Source organism: Trichothermofontia sp. (assembly GCF_053493415.1).
This window is the reverse complement of record NZ_JBRCAD010000126.1, coordinates 1-20,668: the sequence shown is the minus strand read 5'-3', so window position 1 is coordinate 20,668 and position 20,668 is coordinate 1. Positions and strand designations below refer to the sequence as shown.

The 20,668-nt window shown below is 57.5% G+C and carries 11 protein-coding genes and 1 pseudogene; 5 read left to right on the top strand and 7 right to left on the bottom strand.

Going from position 1 to position 20,668, the window contains the following annotated elements; genetic code table 11:
• On the bottom strand, positions 1–701 hold a 701-nt coding region (locus ACWIUF_RS11120; RefSeq protein WP_448572434.1), incomplete at its 3' end, for a hypothetical protein.
• Entirely contained in the window at positions 694–1,443 is a 750-nt protein-coding gene (gene pgl, locus ACWIUF_RS11115; protein ID WP_448572433.1) for a 6-phosphogluconolactonase, read from the bottom strand. The genes pgl and ACWIUF_RS11120, both read right to left, overlap by 8 nt.
• Before the next feature lie 460 nt (positions 1,444–1,903).
• Here pgl and ACWIUF_RS11110 point away from each other — a divergent pair, with 460 nt between their 5' ends.
• A complete protein-coding gene (locus ACWIUF_RS11110) occupies positions 1,904–6,784 on the top strand; it encodes a two-partner secretion domain-containing protein (RefSeq protein WP_448572432.1) in 4,881 nt (1,626 codons plus the stop codon).
• A 191-nt stretch (positions 6,785–6,975) separates the two neighbouring features.
• On the top strand, positions 6,976–9,606 hold the full coding sequence (locus tag ACWIUF_RS11105) for a CHAT domain-containing protein (protein ID WP_448572431.1): 2,631 nt from the start codon (positions 6,976–6,978) through the stop codon (positions 9,604–9,606).
• 104 nt (positions 9,607–9,710) lie between these two features.
• On the opposite strand, the pseudogene ACWIUF_RS11100 reads toward ACWIUF_RS11105, so the two are convergent.
• The 5 genes and pseudogenes from ACWIUF_RS11100 to ACWIUF_RS11080 form a co-directional block, all read right to left on the bottom strand.
• Positions 9,711–12,128 (bottom strand): annotated as a pseudogene (locus ACWIUF_RS11100) (phosphoketolase family protein).
• An 843-nt stretch (positions 12,129–12,971) separates the two neighbouring features.
• Positions 12,972–13,571, bottom strand: a complete 600-nt coding sequence (gene yqeK, locus ACWIUF_RS11095) for a bis(5'-nucleosyl)-tetraphosphatase (symmetrical) YqeK (protein WP_448572430.1) — start codon at positions 13,569–13,571, stop codon at positions 12,972–12,974.
• A 43-nt stretch (positions 13,572–13,614) separates the two neighbouring features.
• On the bottom strand, positions 13,615–15,312 hold the full coding sequence (locus tag ACWIUF_RS11090; RefSeq protein ID WP_448572429.1) for a CHAT domain-containing protein: 1,698 nt from the start codon (positions 15,310–15,312) through the stop codon (positions 13,615–13,617).
• A 249-nt stretch (positions 15,313–15,561) separates the two neighbouring features.
• Positions 15,562–17,109: an adenylate/guanylate cyclase domain-containing protein gene (locus tag ACWIUF_RS11085; protein ID WP_448572428.1), complete on the bottom strand. Its 1,548-nt coding sequence runs from the start codon at positions 17,107–17,109 to the stop codon at positions 15,562–15,564.
• A 156-nt stretch (positions 17,110–17,265) separates the two neighbouring features.
• Positions 17,266–17,787 carry a hypothetical protein gene (locus tag ACWIUF_RS11080; RefSeq protein WP_448572427.1) on the bottom strand — a complete coding sequence of 174 codons (522 nt, stop codon included), beginning with the start codon at positions 17,785–17,787 and terminating at the stop codon, positions 17,266–17,268.
• Positions 17,788–17,984: 197 nt separating this feature from the next.
• Between ACWIUF_RS11080 and ACWIUF_RS11075 the strand changes: the two genes are divergently transcribed.
• The 3 genes from ACWIUF_RS11075 (at position 17,985) to ACWIUF_RS11065 (ending at position 20,497) form a co-directional block, all read left to right on the top strand.
• Positions 17,985–18,782, top strand: coding sequence for an MlaE family lipid ABC transporter permease subunit (locus ACWIUF_RS11075; protein WP_448572426.1), 798 nt, complete (start codon positions 17,985–17,987; stop codon positions 18,780–18,782).
• Positions 18,783–18,857: 75 nt separating this feature from the next.
• Positions 18,858–19,265, top strand: a complete 408-nt coding sequence (locus tag ACWIUF_RS11070) for a DUF3119 family protein (protein ID WP_448572425.1) — start codon at positions 18,858–18,860, stop codon at positions 19,263–19,265.
• Positions 19,262–20,497, top strand: a complete 1,236-nt coding sequence (locus ACWIUF_RS11065) for a DUF3086 domain-containing protein (RefSeq protein WP_448572424.1) — start codon at positions 19,262–19,264, stop codon at positions 20,495–20,497. The genes ACWIUF_RS11070 and ACWIUF_RS11065 overlap by 4 nt, the downstream gene beginning before the upstream one ends.
• Positions 20,498–20,668 lie beyond the last annotated feature (171 nt).

Below are 20,668 nucleotides of genomic sequence, written 5' to 3'. Positions count from 1 at the left end.
TGATAGGTATAAATTTCTTGCCAGAAGCTTTTCTCCAAGTCTTGGGGCAGTTGGATTACCCAGTCAATAAACCGCAGGAGATTGATGACATCGGTACGATCGAATCCTTTCTGGTAGAGTTGTTTAGCGATCGTCAACTTCCATGCCTTACGGCTCGTCAAATCCCTGCGGGTCTCCTTAGCCTTGAGGTGGGCCATCACCACGATCGCAAAGGGATTGGCTGACTGCGCCAGTGCTGCCCAGTCCTGCCCATAGTCTAGCAGTTTGACGATCGGGAATTGAAACTCATTACGACACCCCCACAGTTCACTGTTAAAAAAATTGGGTCGCCAATGGGGATTTTCATCACCGAGAACAGCAAGACTGGCCACGGGAAGATTGTAACGATCGCGCAGGCGGTAGTTATAGACAAACATCCGTTCAGCAAATGCCTCTTCATCTGTATTTTGCAGTTCCAGATGAATCAGGACCCAGGTTTCGTTGCCACTGTTGCGCCAGACCTTGACGAGTTTATCGGCAATGCGGCGACCGAGTTCGGCATCACGGACGATTTGTTGGAGTTCGTTATCGAGGAATTCGTAACCCTTGGACCAGTCGATATCGGCATAAACTGCCGGGAAGAAAAAGGCCATGAAATCGGTAAAGTAAGTCTCCAGAATGTCCTTCCAGGGACTATCGTAATCAGCACGGGTTTCAGTCATCAGGAAATCTTGTCGGGTCGCTTGCTAATTGGGCACCGGCTGCTTGATCCAGGAGCCAAATTAACTCGCCCGCAACAGGCCGAATCAAACGGGAGGGATATTGGCTCGCGTCGGCTTCTGGGGCAAAGACTTGGGCTAGGGCTGGTTGTTTATTTGCGCCCGTGACCAGGAAGAGAACGCAACGGGCAGCGTTAATCAGGGGAACTGTAAACGTCAGGCGGGGTTGACCGTCCTTATTCCCCACGGTGATCAGCCGATCGCGCACTTGCAAGGCTTCTGTGCGGGGAAATAGTGAAGCCGTGTGGGCATCATCCCCCATGCCCAAGAGAATCACATCAAAGGCCGGGAATTCCCCAGGGGGAGCCTGGAAAAAAGCGCGGAGTTCCGCATCGTGGGTTGCAGCAGCAACGGCAGGATCAGCCGCAGCCGTGGGCATGGGGTGGATATTCGCAGCGGGGATGGGGACGCGATCGAGCCAAGCTTGGCGGGCCATGCCTTCATTGCTATCGGGATGATCGGCGGGCACATAGCGTTCATCACCCCAGAAAATATGCAACTTCTCCCAGGGGAGAGACTGGTGCGCGAGGCGCTCGTAAAGGGGTTTGGGGGTACTTCCGCCCGCTAGGGCGATTGTGGCTTGACCGCGATCGGCGATCGCCGTTTGTAGACGGGGCAGGATCAAGTCAAGGGCACGGGCAATCAGGGCAGCGCGATCGGGCAGAATCTCAAGGGTTGGCGACATGGGATCGGGTGACAAATAGGGGGTCAAATTTATAGATAACAAGCCAGTTATGGGCACCTCAGGAAATACCACTCCGGCGCTCCCAAGCAACGTTATCTCGTCGGTTGGGGCAGTTGAACTCCCCCCGTCCTAGATTAATCGAAGTGCCCTTATAGATCTTATAGATATAGATAACAAGCGCGAAGGGAGCCTGACCGTTGCCAGCATTGCCCGTAGTTATAGCATTGACTCACGCTGACTGACACTGACGAGCCACCGGAGAGCGTTTACCGTATGCACCTGCACCTAAGCCGCGATCGCAGCGTATCCTTAGGAAAATGTCAGGCGGCGACTCTCGTCAAACCATACCTGGATGCCGCCCTGTTTCGACCCCGGCCAAGGCACCCTTCCCTCAGCCCTCAACACACCCTTCCCGTTTGCTTATCAACGTTTGCCCATTAACTGCCTGTGGAGTATGCCCATGTTTTGGACCCTGCGCCCTGCCACCCTGGCTATTTTGACCATTCCGTGTCTCTGGTGCCTGTTGGGGGGGCCCAGCTCGGCCCAGCTTATTCCTGATGCTACCCTGGGTCCAGAAAGTTCAGTCGTGCGTCCCGATGTGATTAAGGGCATTCCCAGCGATCGCATTGAGGGGGGAGCTAGTCGGGGCAGTAATTTATTCCACAGCTTTCAGGAATTTAATGTCGGGGCCAATCGCGGGGTCTATTTCGCCAACCCAGACGGGATTGCCAATATTCTCAGTCGGGTGACCGGGGCGAATCGATCGAATATTCTGGGTACCCTGGGGGTTTTGGGCAACGCTAACCTGTTTTTAATTAACCCGAATGGGATTGTTTTTGGTCCCAACGCCCGCCTAGATCTGGCCGGGTCGTTTGTGGGGTCAACCGCCCATAGTGTGGTGTTTGATAATTTTGAATTTAGCGCCAGCAATCCCCAAGCTCCACCGCTGTTAGAAATCAACATCCCGATCGGTCTACGGTTTCGTGACAATCCTGCCCCCATTCAAGTCCAATCCCAAGATCCTGGCCTAGCGGTCCAACCGGGCCAAACCCTGGCGCTCGTGGGGGGCGATCTCACCTTCGATCGCGGCAAACTCTTGGCACCCGATGCCCAGATTGAACTTGCCAGCGTGGCCGGTAATGAACAAATGGGCCTCCGGTTTACGGAAGATACCCTGACCCTCGCCCCGGAGACCGTGCAGCAGTTTCAAGATATGCAACTCTTACGGGGGGCGGTGATCGAGATTAGCGAGGGGGGTAGCCTCAATCTTTACAGTCGCAACCTGACCCTGCTAGGGGACTCGCAAATTGATGCCAATACCTTGGGGGATGAGCCAGGGGGGAGCTTAACCCTTCAGATGACCGAACGGTTGACGATGGTCGGGGGCAATATTGCGGCCCAGGTGGAAGCTGATGCCACAGGCGAGGGGGGAGATATTACGATCGCGGCCCAGGAACTCCACCTCAGTGACGGTGCCCAGATCAATGTCGATACCTTTGGGGCGGGCGAGGCCGGGAGTTTGATCGTCACGGCGGACCGGATTACGGCGATCGGTGAAGATGCCGATGGTTTCCCCAGTGGGCTGTTTGCCTCGGTACAACCGGGGGCCACGGGCCAGGGGGGCAGTCTCGACATCACCACGGGGGACTTAACCCTGTTGGACGGTGCCCAGATTTTTGCTGATACCTTTGGTAATGGCGATGCGGGAAGTTTGGCAATCCTGGCGACGCGATCGGTCACCCTGGATGGGGTGGCAACGGATGGCTCAACCAGTGCCCTTTCCGCCAGTGTTAATGCCGAGGCCACCGGGAGCGGCGGCGATTTAATCCTAACGACCCCGCAGTTAAACCTGCGCAATGGCGGGCTGATGTCCGTTGGCACGTTTGGCCAGGGCGAGTCAGGCAATCTGCAAGTGATCGCCGACACGATCGCCATTACCGGCACGACCCCCGGTGGCACCGCCAGTGGTTTATACGCCCAGGTTGATCCGGGAGCCGTCGGGAATGGCGGCAACCTGGAAATCACCACCCAACGGTTACAACTCAGCCAGGGGGGCCAGATCTCGGTCAGCACCTTTGGAGCCGGGGACGGCGGTAACCTCACGATTCAGGCCCAAGATATTGACATTCAAGATAACCCTAGTGGTCTCTATGCCCAGGTGAATGCCGAGGCGCAGGGCCAAGCCGGACTTCTGACGATCACCACCGATCGCCTGCGGTTAACCAATGGCGCGACGATCGCCGCTAACACCGCTGGCCAGGGGGATGCGGGCAGTATGGACATCACCGCCACCGACAGCATTCGCATTAGTGGCAATGGCAGTTTCCTGGGTGCCCAGGTGAATACGGGAGCCACCGGCAGGGGGGGCGATGCGATCCTGACCACCCAACGGCTATTCCTGGAGGACGGGGGCCGCATTTCGGTGGACACCTTTGGCTTGGGGGATGCGGGGAATTTAGTCATCAATGCCAGCGATCGCGTCCTTGTGGATGGCATTGGCACCTTCATTACCGCTGATGTGAACGCGGAGGCCACGGGAACCGGCGGCAACTTGGCGATCGTCACCAACCGGCTGGAAATTACCGGGGGCGGTGTTGTGGGAGCCAGCACCTTTGGTCAGGGGGATGCGGGCAGTGTCCTGATCCAGGCAGCCGACGCGGTGGTGGTGCGCGATCGTATTGTGGACGGCGAGAACCTGAACTTTAGCCTCCTGCGTGCCCAGGTCGATGACGAGGCGACGGGGGCTGGGGGCAGCTTGCAAATTGAAACCGGACGCTTATTGGTGGCCGATGGTGCGGAGGTTACCGCTGGCACCTTTGGCCGGGGGGATGCGGGAATTCTGACGGTGATTGCTACGGATACGGTGGAGATTACCGGCGACACTAGTTTCCTCGGTGCCCAGGTGAATACGAACGCAACTGGCAGTGGGGGAGATACCTTGATTCAAACTCCCCGCCTGTTTGTACGCGATGGGGGCCGGATTTCCGCTGATACCTTTGGCTTTGGCGATGCCGGGAATTTGACGATCGTCAGCGATTATCTGGAAGTGGCCGGGGCCGATACCTTCGTAACCGCCGATGTCAGTGCCGAGGCGACGGGGACGGGCGGCAATTTAGTCTTGCAAACGGGACGCTTAGAAGTACGGGATGGGGCACGCATTGGCGCGAGTACCTTTGGCCAGGGGGATGCCGGGTTAGTGCTGATCGAGGCCAGTGAAGCGATCGTCCTCCAGGGCCAAGTTCCCGATGGCGTTTCCAGTCGTATTACAGCGGAAGTACGCGAGCAAGCTACCGGTACAGGGGGTGATCTCCTGATCCGCACCCCAAACCTCGAACTGCGGGATGGTGCCCAGATTTCCGCCGGGACCTTCGGGGCCGGGGATGCTGGGAACTTAATTGTCGAAGCGGGCGAGATTGATCTGCAAGGCACCTCGGCGGACTTTCGCACCTCTAGCGGTCTCTATGCCCAGATCGAAGGGGAGGCCACGGGGGCCGGGGGCAACCTGTTGATCGAAGCCGATCGCCTGCGGGCGCGGGACGGGGGGCAGGTGAGTGTGGCCACCTTTGGGGCCGGGGATGCTGGCAATCTGGTGATTATGGCCGATCGCATCGAACTTGAGGGGGAAACGGGCGATGGCAATACCCCCAGTGGTCTATTTGCCACAGTGGAGGCAGGGGCGATCGGCAATGGGGGAAACCTGGCGATCGAAACCCGGTTGCTAAGCATCACCGAAGGTGCCCGGATTTCGGTGAGTACCGTGGGGGCAGGGAATGCGGGGAGTCTCACGATTGAGGCCACGGAAGCCATGCGGGTCACTGGCGAGGCTCCCGATGGCACCTCTAGTTTAGTGACAGCGCAGGTGGATACCGGGGCCACGGGAGAAGGGGGCGATTTGACGATCGTCACCCCCCTATTGCAAGTGCGTGACGGTGCCCAGATTTCGGCCAGCACCAAGGGGGAGGGGAATGCGGGGAACCTGCTGGTGGCAGCAGATACCGTGGAACTCACAGGAACAAACACAACCGGGACCATCCCCAGCGCCCTCTATGCACGGGTCGAATCCGGAGCCACGGGGGAAGGTGGGAACCTGGCTGTGGTGGGCGATCGCCTGCGGTTAACCGGGGGTGCCCAGATTGGGGTCGATACCTTTGGCGAGGGCAGTGGGGGCAATCTGGCGGTGGTCGCGGAGCAGACGATCGACCTTGCCGACGGGTCACTCATTACGGCCTCCGTTCAGGAAGAAGCCCTCGGTGATGCCGGTAACCTCAGCGTTGAAACCAACCGTCTGACCCTAAACAGTGGCGGTCAAATCCTCGCCGTGACGTTTGGCTTTGGGGATGCGGGCAATGTCGATGTTGAGGCCAAGGACAGCATCCGGATTGCTGGCGCGTCTCCCGATGGTTTTCCCAGCGGCCTGTTTGCGACGGTGGAAAGTACGGGCTTTGGCACAGCCGGTAGCCTAACGGCGAGAACCGGGACGCTCCAGGTCGAAAACGGTGCCCAGATTTCCGTGAGTGATAATTCTGGGTTTAGCAGTGCCGGGGACTTGCAGATCACGGCGGACTCAATTCGGCTGAACCGCGATGCCAGCCTCCGGGCCGAAACCAGTGCCGGTGACCAGGGCAATATCACGCTCCAAGCGAAGGACATCCAACTGCGTCGCAATAGTAATATCACGACCAATGCGATCGGGACGGCGACGGGGGGCAATATCGCGATCGATACCGGGGTTCTCGCCGCCTTGGAGAACAGCGACATTACTGCCAATGCCCAGGAAAGCTTCGGGGGCCGGGTGATCATCAATGCCCAGGGGATTTTCGGCACTGAGTTTAGACTGCAAGCGACACCAGAGAGTGATATTACCGCCACGTCGGAGTTGGGACCTGCCTTCAGTGGCATTGTCGAGATCCAAACCCCGGATATTGACCCCAGCCAGGGGTTAGTGGAGTTACCGGAAAATGTGGTCGATCCGGCGGCCTTGATTGCAGCGAATGCCTGTGTCCAGGGTCAACAAAGCGAATTCGTGATCACGGGCCGGGGTGGATTGCCCCCAACCCCCCAGGAACCTTTAGCCCAGGGGGTCGCCCCAACGGGGTGGATTGAGCCAGTGGCACCGCAAGTGGGGAGTCGGGAGGCTCAGGTAGCACCAAGGCATCCAGGCACGAAGGCACCCAGGGCAGAGCGTCCACCGATCGTGCCGGCGCAGGGGTGGGTGGTGACAGAGCGGGGGGAAATCCTGCTGACGGCCAGTCGGGGGGATATTAATATTCCTGATCTTGTCGCCGCACCCCAAGCCCATCGGGCTGCCCCCCAAACCGCCGCATGTCCGCCTAGCCGTTGATCGGCGGCTAACCGTTTACTCCTTACTCTTGTGGGGTAGGCATCTCGCCTGCCTCAGGCCCCAAGCCCAAAACCTGATACCCACTGATAGTTAGGATGCCCATCCCACAGGATCTACTTACGGGCAGGATGCCCATCCCACAAGACGGTTGCCTTTTAACTTCCTAATCTCAAGCGCCTGGAGCCGCCCCTATGCCCCATCCCATTTGGTTACGTCGCCTTGGCTACTGTTTACTCGCACTGTTGGCCACGCTCGTGTTTGGGCTACGCAGCTTTAACGCTCAGCCAGTCGTCGCCCAGGACGCCTCCCCCTTTAGCCTAATCCAGCAGGCCCAAGCGCGATCGCAACAGGGAGAGGCAGACACCGCGATCACCCTGCTCACCAGTGCCGTGGCCCAATTTGCCGCCCAAGGGGATAGCCTCAACCAGGCGATGGCCCTCGGTAATTTAGCGGCAATACACCTCAGCCTTGGCCAGGGAGCCGCCGCCGAACAGGCATTGCAGCAAGCCATGAGCCTTGTGGCAACCCAACCGAAAACCCCAGAGCAGCAACGCATCCAGGCCCAACTTTGGGATGTTCAAGGCCAACAATACACGGAACGGGGCCAACCCCAAGCGGCCCTAGATAGCTGGACCCAAGCCGCAACGATTTACGCACAGCAAGCGCAGACCGCCCTAGGGCAACAAAACCAGTTGCATCAGGTCAGCACGCTGCAAGCCCTAGGGTTATATCCCCGCGCCTGCCAAACCTTGCTGCGGAGTTTAGAACTAGAGGATACCCCCTGTGATCTGACCGATGCGACTCGGCAAACCCTAGTCACTGCCGCTGCTACACCGGAACGGGTACAGGCAATGGCCCTCTTGGCCAATGTCCTACGGGTTTTGGGGCACTTGGATCAGGCCGCTGAACTGCTGGAAATTGCCCTTGACCAATCCCAATCCCTAGGCTTGACCGAAACCACTGCAATGGTGAGGTTGCAGCAAGGCAATGTCTGGCGGGCACAGGCTGTCCAGCCGACCCTGACGACTACCCAACGCGATCGCGCCAAGCAAGCAGCGATCGCTGCTTACCAACAAGCGGCCCAGGCCCCGCAACCGCTCTTGAGCCTACAAGCCCAAGCCAACCACCTGAGCTTTTTGGTAGCGACTGGGGAGGAAACCGCAGCGATCGCGCTTTGGCAGGCACTGCAACCGGATTTAAGCACGTTACCGATGAGCCGCACGGGCCTGGAGATCCGGCTAAATTTGGCCGAGAGTTTGTTACGGCTCCTCCCGACCACCGGAACACCCATCCCAGGGATTGCTATGGCTGATGTGGAGACCCTGATTAGAACTACGGTCCAGCAGGCCACAGCCCTCGGTCACGATCGCCTCCAGGCCCAGGCCCTCGGCAGTTGGGGCCGGTTAGCTGAATTACAGGGCCAGCCAACTGGTGCGATCGCCCTCACCCAGCGTGCCCTTGCCCTCGTGCCCCCCTTCCAAGCTCCAGAGGTGGCCTATCCGCTGTTTTGGCAATTGGGGCGGTTACAAGCAGCCCAAGGTGAACGGGAGGCCGCGATCGTTGCCTATGGGCAAGCGATCCAAATCCTCGCCAGTTTGCGGGGGGATCTGGTGGCCGTGAATCCGGAGGTGCAATTCTCCTTCCGGGAGCAGGTGGAACCCATCTATCGCGAGTTTGTGGGGCTACTGGTGGGGGGCGCAAACCCGACGCAAGCGGACCTGCAACGGGCACGGCAGGTGATTGAATCCCTGCAAGTCGCGGAACTGGACAACTTTTTCCAGGATGCGTGTGCCGAAACCAAACCCCAGTTGATCGACGAATTGGACCGCACGGCTGCCGTGGTCTACCCCATCCTCTTGCCCGATCGCCTCACTGTGATTGTCTCTATTCCCAACCAACCTCTGCTGCACTATTCGACCGCGATCGAGCGATCGGACCTAGAGGCAACCCTGCGGGATCTGCGCCTTGCCTTGCAACCCGGTGCTTTCCCGGATGAATATTTAGCCAGTTCCCAATGGCTCTACGACCTGCTCATCCGACCGGCTGCCGCGAGTTTGGCCCAGCACCAGATCCAAACCCTGGTGTTTGTCCTGGATGGCTATCTGCGCAATGTGCCGATGGCGGTCTTAAACGATGGTCAGCAGTTCCTCATGGAGCAATATAATCTCGCTCTGACACCGGGGCTGCAACTCCTGGCCAGTCAACCCCTTGGCCAGATTCCCGTGCGGACGCTCATGGGGGGGTTAGCAGAAGGCCGCCAGGGCTTTTCCCCCCTACCCGCCGTAGAAGGTGAAATCGTTCAAATTAAGGCGACGGTTCCTGCGGCGGTCCTATTTAATCAAACGTTTACCCGCGATAACCTTCAGACCCAGATCACCCAACAAGCGTTCCCGATCGTGCATTTGGCCACCCACGGCCAGTTTAGCTCCCAAGCGGAGGACACGTTTATCTTGACCTGGGACGATCGCATTAGTGTAAAGCAGTTGGACCAGTTGCTCCGCTCCCGTACCCAGGGGAAAAAGAACCCCCTGGAGTTATTGGTGCTGAGTGCCTGTGAAACGGCACGGGGCGACGATCGGGCGGCGCTGGGGCTAGCAGGCGTGGCGGTGCGATCGGGTGCCCGCAGTACCTTGGCAACCCTGTGGCAAGTCAATGATGTCTCGACGGCGGAATTTATGGCGTATTTCTATCAAGAACTGACCAAACCGGGCATGACCAAGGCCAGAGCACTCCGCAATGCCCAACTTGCCCTCAAGCAAGATCCAGACTTTCAAAATCCTTTCTTCTGGGCACCCTTTATCCTGGTTGGCAATTGGCAATAGACGATTGCTGTCATCAGCCAACTGGGGATGGGAGGCTGACGTAAACCCGCTAGGGGGCGGTACCGCCCCCCCTTTTTCTCCACAAACTCGGTGTGGCAATCAACTTAACCAGGCCACTTCCAGTTGTTGATCTCATCCGCGTCGATCCCATGCTCGTGGGCATAGTTGCGGTTGTCGATGATCGCATTCTTCATCCGTTCGCGCACGTGGGCACCCCGGGAACCTAGACTGGGGACGCGATCGATGACATCAATCACCAACTTAAAGCGATCGATCTCGTTATTGATCGCCAATTCCAGCGGTGTGTTGATATTGCCCTTTTCCTTATAGCCCCGCACGTGGATGCGATCCTGATTCGTGCGACGGTAGGTCAACTTATGAATCAACTAGGGATAGCCGTGGAAATTGAAGATGACTGGTTTATCGGGGGTAAAGAGGGTATCAAACTCCCGTTCCGATAACCCGTGGGGATGCTCGGAAGCAGACATCAACGTGAGCAGATCGACCACATTGATAAACCGCACCTTCAAATAGGGGAATTCCTGCCGTAAAATCGCGGTAGCGGCGAGGGCCTCTTTGGTGGGGATATCGCCACAGCAAGCCATCACGACATCTGGTTCATCCGGTTCCGTTCCACAATCATCATTACAGGCCCAATCCCAAATGCCAATGCCCTTGGTGCAGTGTTTGATCGCCTCATCCATGCTCAAATACTGCAAATGCTTCTGCTTATCCGCCACGATCACATTGGTGTAGTTGGTACTGCGCAGGCAGTGATCCGCCACCGAAAGCAGACAGTTCGCATCGGGTGGGAAATAAATGCGCACCACATCGGGACTCTTGTTCGTCACCAAATCCACAAAGCCCGGATCTTGGTGGGAGAAGCCATTGTGATCCTGCCGCCACACCGTCGAAGACAGCAGAATATTCCAAGATGAAACCGGTGCCCGCCAGGGAACTTCATTGCGGCAAATATCTAACCACTTGGCGTGTTGGTTAAACATGGAATCAATCACATGGGCAAAGGCTTCATAGGTGTGGAAAAAGCCATGCCGTCCCGAGAGTAAATACCCCTCCAGCCAACCCACTAGGGTATGCTCACTCAGCATTTCCATGACCCGGCCATCGATGGCCAGTTCACTGCCATCATCATCCTCCGGCAGGAAATCCGCCAGCCAGGTTTTTTTACTGACTTCATAGACCGCATTCAGACGATTCGATGCCGTTTCATCGGGGCCAAACAGCCGGAAATTGTGCGGATTATTGCGCATAACATCCCGGAGAAATGCCCCTAGGGGGCGGGTATTTTCCGCTTCGCTCGTGCCCGGTTTCTCAACGGTTACCGCATAGTTCCGGAAGTCGGGCATCTTGAGTTCTTTGCGGAGGACACCGCCATTGGTAATCGGATTCGATCCCATCCGCAGGTTGCCCGTGGGGGCCAGTTCCTTCAGTTCGGGAATCAGGCTGCCATTCTCGTCAAAAAGTTCTTCGGGCTTATAGCTGCGTAGCCACTCTTCCAAAAGCTTCAAATGGGCCGGATTGGTGTGCATATCGGCCATCGGCACCTGGTGCGATCGCCAGAAGCCTTCGACCTTGCGACCATCAATCTCGGCTGGAGCCGTCCACCCCTTGGGCGATCGCAGTACAATCATGGGCCACTTGGGGCGTACCACGGGGCCACCCCTGCGGGCCTCCTGCTGAATTTGCTTAATCTCCGCAATCACCGTGTCGAGGGTGGCCGCCATTGCCTGGTGCATAAAGGCCGGATCGGCGCCTTCGACAAAGTAGGGCTTGTAGCCATAGCCCTTAAAGAGACACTCCAATTCCTCGTGGCTGATGCGTGCCAGGATAGTAGGGTTAGCGATCTTGTAGCCATTCAAGTGCAGGATCGGCAGCACCGCCCCATCCCGGGCCGGGTTGATGAACTTATTGGAGTGCCATGCCGTTGCCAGGGGACCGGTTTCCGCTTCCCCATCCCCCACCACAGCAGCCACGATCGTATCGGGATTATCCAGGGCAATGCCATAGGCATGGGAGAGGCTATAGCCCAGTTCGCCGCCCTCGTGGATTGAGCCAGGGGTTTCCGGGGTACAGTGGCTACCAATCCCCCCAGGGAAGGAAAACTGCTTGAAGAACTTAAACATCCCCTCTAGGTCTTCACTCTTATCGGGGTAGACCTCGGAGTAGGACCCCTCCAAGTAAACCGGAGCTAGGATACCGGGGGCACCATGTCCGGGACCCGCCACGTACACGATACTTTGCTGGTACTGCTTGATGATCCGGTTCAGATGGACATAGATAAAGCTCAGACCGGGGCTGGACCCCCAGTGGCCCAGGAGACGATATTTGACGTGTTCGGCCTTGAGGGGTTCCCGGAGCAGGGGGTTATCGCGGAGATAGATCATGCCTAGGGTCAGATAATTACAAGCCCGCCAATAGGCATTGATTTTGTGCAGTTCTTCCGTCGTGAGGGGTTGCGTGTTACCCCCCGATAGCGTTTGGGGAATGGAGGTCGTTGTCATAACTGTAGTCACTTCAAAAAGGTTACGTCAAAGGCAAGCTTTCGTTGGTCTTCTATACAGCACTTTCATACTTGATGAGTACAGAGAAGGGGCTTAAGTCCCTTGTTTACAAGGCTTGACCGTACTTCATTAGAGAGGAAACGGCTGTAATACCTAGAGTCATTTTTATCACTGCATAGAAGTGGGCCATTTTCGACTATGAATTTGGCTCCCTTCTACTTAAGTAGACTCCCTCGCAATTCTAAAAAAGTCAGGTCTAAAAAGCGAGGACCAGTGCCACAAACTTCATATTTTCTTTAGGGTGCCGCGAAACACAAAAGTCTCACGCTGATAACCAAAATAATATCGCCAGTGGAGGCGGTTAAACTTTCCCCATTCCCATGAATCGAGTGATCCTTTAGAGAATTGCAATTCTTAACGTAATCTAACTGTTGTTTGCGGTCTGCTTATCAAAGACAAGCTTCTAGGGAAAAACAGCAAGCTTGACGATATTTTTTAGTACATCTTAGATGGTAACATTATTATTGAAATTTGTTCAACTTATTGGTTTGGCTTAACTTGCTATTAACCTTGCTTGGGTGTCACTGGGAAAACATGATCATGAACCTCAGTAGATGAGGAATTGAACGTGGAATAACCGTTTCGGCTGTTTTAGGGGTCGGCATCCGACCTGTCTCACAACTGTTTTTCGCTCGCGTAGCGCCTCCGCAGGAGTATCTACTGCATCTGGTTTTTGGGGATCTCTGAACGGCGGTATTCAATGACAGGACGCCCCTGGCTAGCGAAGTACCGACAAGGGACAGAAGCTTCTGACTGGCAAGGCTTGTCGTCATCAATCCAGCCTCAAAGCTGGGGGCTGGCCGCCTGTAGTGCCCAATTGCGGGTCAAAATCGTGCGGGGATGGATCAGTCGTCGTGTTGTCAGTAACCGTTGGATGACATAGGCACTGGTTTGGGCGATCGCCAAGTAGAGGTTGCGTTGGCTCAGATCCCGCAGGCTAGCGAGTTCCGGTGTGTCACCCCGACCCGGTTCCAGACTATCGGCCAGGAAGACCACACAACTTAGCGGGGGCATTTCGGGTGCCCCCAGGGTATGGTGACGAATGGCGTTGAGGATGGCGGGATCGGTGATGCCAAATTCATCCCTAGCCACGATCGCCCCTACCTCCGCGTGTAATAGCTGGGGTGCACCCACCAGCGTGTCATCGAGGGAAATCCCCGCCACTTGAGCCATTGTCAGCAGTTGGGAGGGGGTGAAGTGTTTGGCGAGATCGTGCAGGAGCGCGGCTTGGGCGGCCTGCTGTGGGTCAACCTGGTGCTGACGAGCCAGGGCGATCGCCAGTTGCTCGACCGCCAAAATATGACGGAGGCGCTTAGCCGAGATCTGGGGTTCTAACCAAGCGAGGACCGCACGTTTCAGATCAGTGGGGGGGAGGTTAGCCACGGCGGCGAGGCAGTCCTATCACTAGGGGGAAGGCGGGCATCGTTCAGGCCAGATCGGGACGTTCAATAATGAATTCTAGGGCTTGCCCCTGGGAACTGCCGAACTTAATCTGGACACCGGACTGGAGATGGACCTCCTGGTTGTGGACCCGTTGCCAGTCGCCTGCGGTCAAAACATAGGTGCCATAGCGGGAGAAGTCCCGCAGGAAATAATCTGGCTTGGCCGCCTCCCCCACCCCGGTATGACGACAAAAGATCTCCGCATGGTTTTGGGAAACCCACTGTTCCGGGATGATCAGATCATTGCCCTTACCCTCAGCCCGCCCCACCCGAATCCGCCCGGTGCCGATCGACCAGACCCGGGGTTGGGCTTCCAGCGATCGCAGGCAGGCATGGACGGGAACATCCCCTGGTAATTCCGTCACCCCCTCATCGGGCGGCCCCAGGAGGCAACCGTCAAACTCCGGATGCAGGTAAAGGACGGGCAGGGTCCAGGCGGGCTGATTAAATTTATAGAGGGTGAGGAGGTGTTGGCGGGCCACGGCCACGGCAGCATCGATCGGCAAGCGTTCGGCCAGGGCTTGGGCAAAGGCGCGGATAAAGCTCAGGGCCTCTGGATCGGCGATCGAGTCCCGCATGGCCAGTACGGCGGGCACCCCATGATGGATCAAGACCTCAGCCAAGCTGCTCCGGGCAAAGGCAGGGGGTCCCTGGCGCAGGGGGGAGACAATCTCCCCGGTTGGCGTTGCGGCTGTAGTTATGGGCAAGTCCCCCAACACCCCCGCTGCGGCTAACTCCGGCTTCAGGCGATCGGGTAGGGCACCCCAGCAGGCATTAAACACCGCCAAACTGACTTGACAGCGGGTGAGCACCTGGGCCAATTCCGTCCCACTGAGGGTATCTGAACCGAGGAACAATACCCCCCCATCAGGGCCGGGAACTCCATGCCCCGCATAGAAAAAGACGTTATAGGACCCGGTTTCCAACTGGCTAATGAGGGCCGCTGGGGTGGGCTGGAGCAGTACATCCACCCGGCAGGGGGCAGGCATGACTTCGGAGTTATTGATCGCCTCCGTACCCGCCAGCGTCAAAACCTTACGGATGCTGGCCGCTTCCTCTTCCAGCGCCAGGGCAGAACGATCGCCCGCCTCCGGTTGCCCCAACACCAACAGGATTCGCAAGAGCGATCGGTGGGTAGGGGTGACCAGGGGGTCAACATCGGTGGTCGTGCGGCTGAAGAGCACCTGCTGGTTGAGCGAGATCGCCTGTTTACCGATTTCCGCCTGCATAATCTCCCAGGGGAGGGCAATCAGTTCCGGATCACGGATCTCTAAGCGCAGGCGTAGGGGTTTCCCTTGCCCGATCGCAATCCCCTGACTTTGGCTAAGACTCTGTTGGACCACGCCATCAAACAACCACTGCCAGAGGGCCGTCCCCAAATGTTGCATCAAGCGTCCGCTATAACTCCCGGCTTGGGGAGCCAAGGGCCACTCGCCTGCGGCTAAGGGCAAGGGGGTTGCACTCGGTAACGGGTCTGCACTGGGGTGATCCAGGCGTTGTAGAGAAAACATCTCCTGCCAAGCCTGCCAGATTTGGTTTAGGGCGTCGGTCCAGGCCCGATCCTGATGGACATAGCCACCGGGATAGGGAGCCTGCATCACCCAAATAGCGAAATGTCCCCCCCCCAAGTTTTGCAAGGGGGCGATCGCAATACTTAGACAGGGAACCTCAGAGATTGACATGGAGCATTTCCGCGTTGCAAGGCCACCAGTAGGCAGGAAACGAGGAGAACTGGCCTAGGCACGCCCGTAACCTGGGCCTTTTGGCCCTCCTACGCCCATGCTTACCTACGATCGCCCACGATTCGCCCACTATTGTGACAAAAATGACGTTCAATCGTCTGACGCTTCGCGACAACTGCGGGCGATGAACGATCCAACCAGTGGGGGAAGTGTTTTCAGTGTACGCTAAATCTCCCCTGGTCCGGCAGCCTAGTCCGGGAGCGGGTTGAGTTCAAATACCTCTAGGGGTTGGGACTTACCCTTCAGGGCCAGTTTGCCCAAGGGGGTGGTGGCAAAGCGATCGGCCACGGCATGATAGACCGACTCCGTTAGCAAAATCTGGTTCGGACTGGCCCGTCCCATCAAACGCGCCGCCGTGTTCACGGCATCCCCTAGGACATTAAACTCGCGGCGACCCCTGGGTTCACCAATTTCTGCGGCAAAGACAGGACCTTGCGCAATGCCAATCTGGCAGGTGAGGGCGGGGGTTGGGTTGGCCGGGAGCGGTGTCAAGGTGTTTTGGATCAGGGTGCGGATAGTCAGCATCGCCGTAGCCGCCCGCTGGGAATTATCACTGTAGTAGTGGGGGATGCCGAAGTAGATCATCATGTCCGAACCCGCTAGGTGGTAGGTAATTTTCTTGAGGATGCCCCCCTGACTTTCGGCGGCAGCGTTGATCAGGGCGAACAGGCGCGAAAAAGACTGGATCAGGAGAGGCAGGCTTTCAGGCGTGGTCAGATCCGCTTGCTCCGACAGCCCGCGAATACTGACAAAGGCCACGGTGGGCGTGGTGAATTGGGGGGGCAGTTGGCGATTGGCTGTGTGCTCCACCACGTGGGTTAGCAGGGTCGATGGTAGGTAACAGGCCAGGGGTTCCAGTTGATCCAGGGTTTCGGTGATGGCGCTGACGATCGCGGCGGGACTGCGATCGAACAAAATGTTACTCGCTGCCCGCCGGCGGGAGGGGACCATATCGTATTCGCCCAATTGCTCCGGGCTGAGATCATCTCGCACCAGGCAGTAGCCCGGACGCCAGGAGTCAAAGCGGAACAGGCCCTCCACCTGCTGGGCCGTCGCTGCGGATAGGCAGACACGCCCCACCTGCCCATTGCCTTCACAACCTTTTGCCAGTTGTACCGATCGCCCCAACAGAACGTGTTCCATGCGGAGGGGTGTCCCAATATCAGCCCGAAGAAAACGCCCCCGATGAATCCCTACGCGCATCTGGAGGGTATACACGCCCCCCGCGATCGGCAAATCAGTGAATTGCGCCATTGCCCGCTGCATTCGTAGCCCTGCCCGGATCGCCCGCTTGATATCTTGATGCTGGGAGTCCGCCGGAAATTGGGCCAGCATGGCATCCCCCGTAAATTCGAGCAGATTCCCGCCAGACTTACTCAGGATCTCGATCATTGCCGTGAAGTAGGTATTCAGTTGGGTCAACATCGCCTTGATCCCAACCTGCCCACAGCGGGCATTGGCCTCCATCAGGGGCGTAAATCCGGCCAGGTCAGTAAACAGGAGGGTACCTTCCTGCCACTCCCAACGCAATTGTCCCGGCAGCGGCGGTGATTGCGCCACTTGCCGGGGTACATAGTCATGCAAAATCCATTGCAGCGCTCGCAGATGCTCAAATACCTGCATGACAACCTCTGGGGACTGATCCATCCAGGCCGCAATGTAGAGTTCTGGGGGGAGGAGCGATCGCAGGCGAGGCGCGATCGGCCTGAGCAATAGGGAGGGGTCATCCGGATGCATAGAGTAGCGCTAACTCCATCCCAGACCAGTGGGGGAATGAGGACAAAATATAGAGAATGGCCGAATTGCCGCGAGAGCCGTGCAAGCCGTGAGAATTACCGGGACAATAGGCACCCAACCATTACCCCAGTTGCGATCGACGTGCCGATAGACTGCTTAATGCAACCACAGAAGCACACCTAGGATTAGGGTAGCGGCTCCCAGGGCCACCCAGACAAACTGGTTATCTTTTGTTTCAACTGACCCTGGGTCTACAGGCGGAGTCGGCGGGCGAACGGGAGACGAGCGGGGTTTAGGCGTATTGGCTCCCCATTCGCCCCTCACCGGATTCTCCGATAACCGGGATAGATCCGGAATCTGGCTGCACCATTCAGGATGCCGGGATAAGGCAGGCGCTTCCAGGATGTAGAGCAGTCGCTTACCCTGTTTCCGTACAGCAACGTTGGGGTGTTGGCTCAACTGCCGACATAGATCGATCGCCAGGGGTTGTTGTTGGTTGGCTTCATAGGCGATCGCCAGCCAGAGACGAACCTCGCCCCCCAGGGGGGATTGGACAGGGGTGAGGGTTGCTGCTGCTTGCAGTTGGGCGATCGCCTGTCGATAGGCACCCTGTTCCACATAGGTTTTCCCCTCGCGGTAGTGGGTGCGGGCAGTTTCTAGACTAGCCGCTTCAGTCATGGTGTTTGCTTGCGTCCCCCGCTGTCCTGTGTTGGTGGTTATGGGCCAAGGTATGGTGTTTGCTAGGGCCTTACGCTCGATCGTATAGCAGTTTTCAGAACGCTTGAAGAAATGGCAGGTCTTAGCCTTCCGATTGTCCAGGCGTGATCAAGGTTGGTTACAATCAGGCTCAAAGCTGTGATTGGGTACGCTTTCCCTTGTCCAAGCAATCTCCCCTTCAGGATCTAGGCCGTTGGAGTCAGCGTTTTGGGGTCGCGCTGATGATCGGTGGGCAAGCTTTGCTGCACCTCCTTCAGGGCCGCATCCATATCCGGAACCTTATGGAGCAGTTGTCAAGCGTGGGACCCCAGTCCTTGCTGGTGGCCCTCCTGACGGCGGTGACGATCGGGATGGTCTTCACCATCCAAGTGGCCCGCGAGTTCATCACTTTTGGCGTGGGGGATGCCGCCGGGGGCGTATTGGCGTTGGCACTTCTGCGGGAACTCACCCCGGTGATTACAGCGGTGATCCTGGCGGGGCGGGTGGGGTCAGCCTTTGCGGCGGAAATTGGGGCCATGCAGGTGACGGAGCAAATCGATGCCCTGTATATGCTCAAAACCGACCCGATCGACTACCTGGTGATCCCGCGACTCTTGGCCTGCTGCATCATGCTGCCCATTCTCACCGCTATTTCCTTTGTGGCGGGGATGGCGGGCGGTGTCTTTGTGGCCGTGAATCTCTACCAACTGCCCATGCGCAACTTTTTGGAATCGGCCCAGAGCTTTTTGGGGACTTGGGATGTGTGCAGTGCGATCATTAAGGCCGTGATTTTTGGGGCCATTATTGCCGTGGTAGGGGCCAGTTGGGGCCTGACGACGACCGGCGGAGCGAAGGGGGTCGGCCAATCCACCACAACGGCAGTGGTGACGGCGCTCCTGGCTATTTTTATCACGAATTTCTTTCTCTCGTGGCTGATGTTCCAAGGATTAGGGAGTGCCGTGCTGCGCAATTTCTGACGCTAATGCCCATCATCATCCCCCTTACAATGGAATTAGAAATCAACGCCGTTACGGAATCTCGTCTTATCACCCATGACTGGTTCTTCCCCAACGTGGTCCTCGGACAGTGCGATCGCGACGGTCACCCTGACCCCTAGCTTTGCCCTGCCGATCGCCCTGGTTCTCCTGGCCATGCCGCTGCTTCTCGTGCAGCCGATCGTGAGCATCGCGATCGCCCTGTTTGGCATCTTTTTGACGATTCAAGCTGCCACCCTGCGCCTGCAATTTACACCGACAGCCCTGGATATTTATCGCGGGGAACAACGGATTCGCAACTTTCCCTACCAGGATTGGCAACACTGGGAGATTTTTTGGCCACCCCTGCCGATTTTGTTCTACTTCCGGGAAGTCAACAGCATTCACTTCCTGCCGATCCTGTTTGATCCTAAACTATTGCAGACCTGCCTCTCGCAGCGTTGCCCTGTGAAATCAGCCCTATGAACGAAGAAGTATCCCGTCCGTCGCACCCCAATGTTGAACCCCAACCGGACACCCCCAAACTAGATATCCCCCAGGTCAAGGCGACGCCAGGAGACACTACGGCTGCGTCAGCGCTCTCACCTAGCCCAGGGATTTCGCCCGAGATGACCCCGCCGTGGCCGGCGACGGATACCGATCGCCAATCTGAGCCTGAGCGGGCCACGGATACTGTGGGTAGTGCTACGGCAGTTCATGCCCCCGTAGCCCATGACCCCGTATCAGATGCCGTAGCCGATCTGGCCCAACGGGTGGCCGACTTACGGGCGCAGGAAATCACCCTGAAGCAAGCGATCGCGGATCTCCAGGTCACCTATACCCAAACGGTACAGGAACAACTGGCGGAGGCCCAGACAGCGGTGAAACGCTTGATGCGGGAGAGCCTTCATGATCTCGAACAACGGCGGCAAACCCTACAATTGGCCGTAGAGCAATTGGAACGGCGGCAGGAGCGGATTCGGGCGGAGATGCGCACCACCTTTGCGGGTACGTCCCAGGATTTGGCGATTCGGGTGCAGGGCTTTAAGGATTACCTGGTGGGGAGTTTGCAGGATTTGGTCACGGCGGCGGAACAGTTGGAGTTGGTTCCCAGTGCGCCGGAGGTAGCTCCTGTGGCCCAGGAAGCGGTTTCGTCCCCGCCTCCCGCGAATCCCCAATTTGCGGAACAAACGTTCCAGGAGCAGGTAAAACGCATTCGCCGCCTGCTGGATCAATATCGCAGCCAACCGGACTACTACGGTCCGCCTTGGCAGTTGCGCCGCACCTTTGAGCCGATTCATGCCGATCGCGTCTCGGATTGGTTTTTTACCCAGGGGGGGCGGGGGGCACTGCGATCGCTCGGCAGTCGTTTGCAAAATGTCCTGGTGGCGGCGGCAGTGATTTCTATCTTGCATCGGCTGTATGGCGATCGTCTGCGCACGCTGGTTCTGGCCAATACGCCTGAACGGTTGGGGGACTGGCGACGGGGCTTACAAGATTGTCTGGGGATTGCCCGGACGGATTTTGGGCCGAACGCGGGGATTGGGCTGTTTGAGTCACCGGAATCCCTCGCGATCAAGGCGGAACGGATTCAAAAAAATGGGGATTTACCCCTGATCCTGATTGACGAAACTGAGGAAGTGATCAGCCTTGCGTTGCTGCAATTTCCCCTCTGGTTAGCCTTTGCCCCCGATCCGCGATCGAGCAGTTATCTGTGAGTGAGCTGACGTTGTGCAGTCCTCTTAGAGGGTGTTGATAAAAAGGGGATCGCGGTTAAAACCGCGACTACGAACTTCAGCATTGGGCGGTCCTCAGCGTTGTTTTGCGTTGGTAGTGGCGACTTTAGTCGCCCAAACCGCGACTACGAACTTCAGCATTGGGTGATCCTC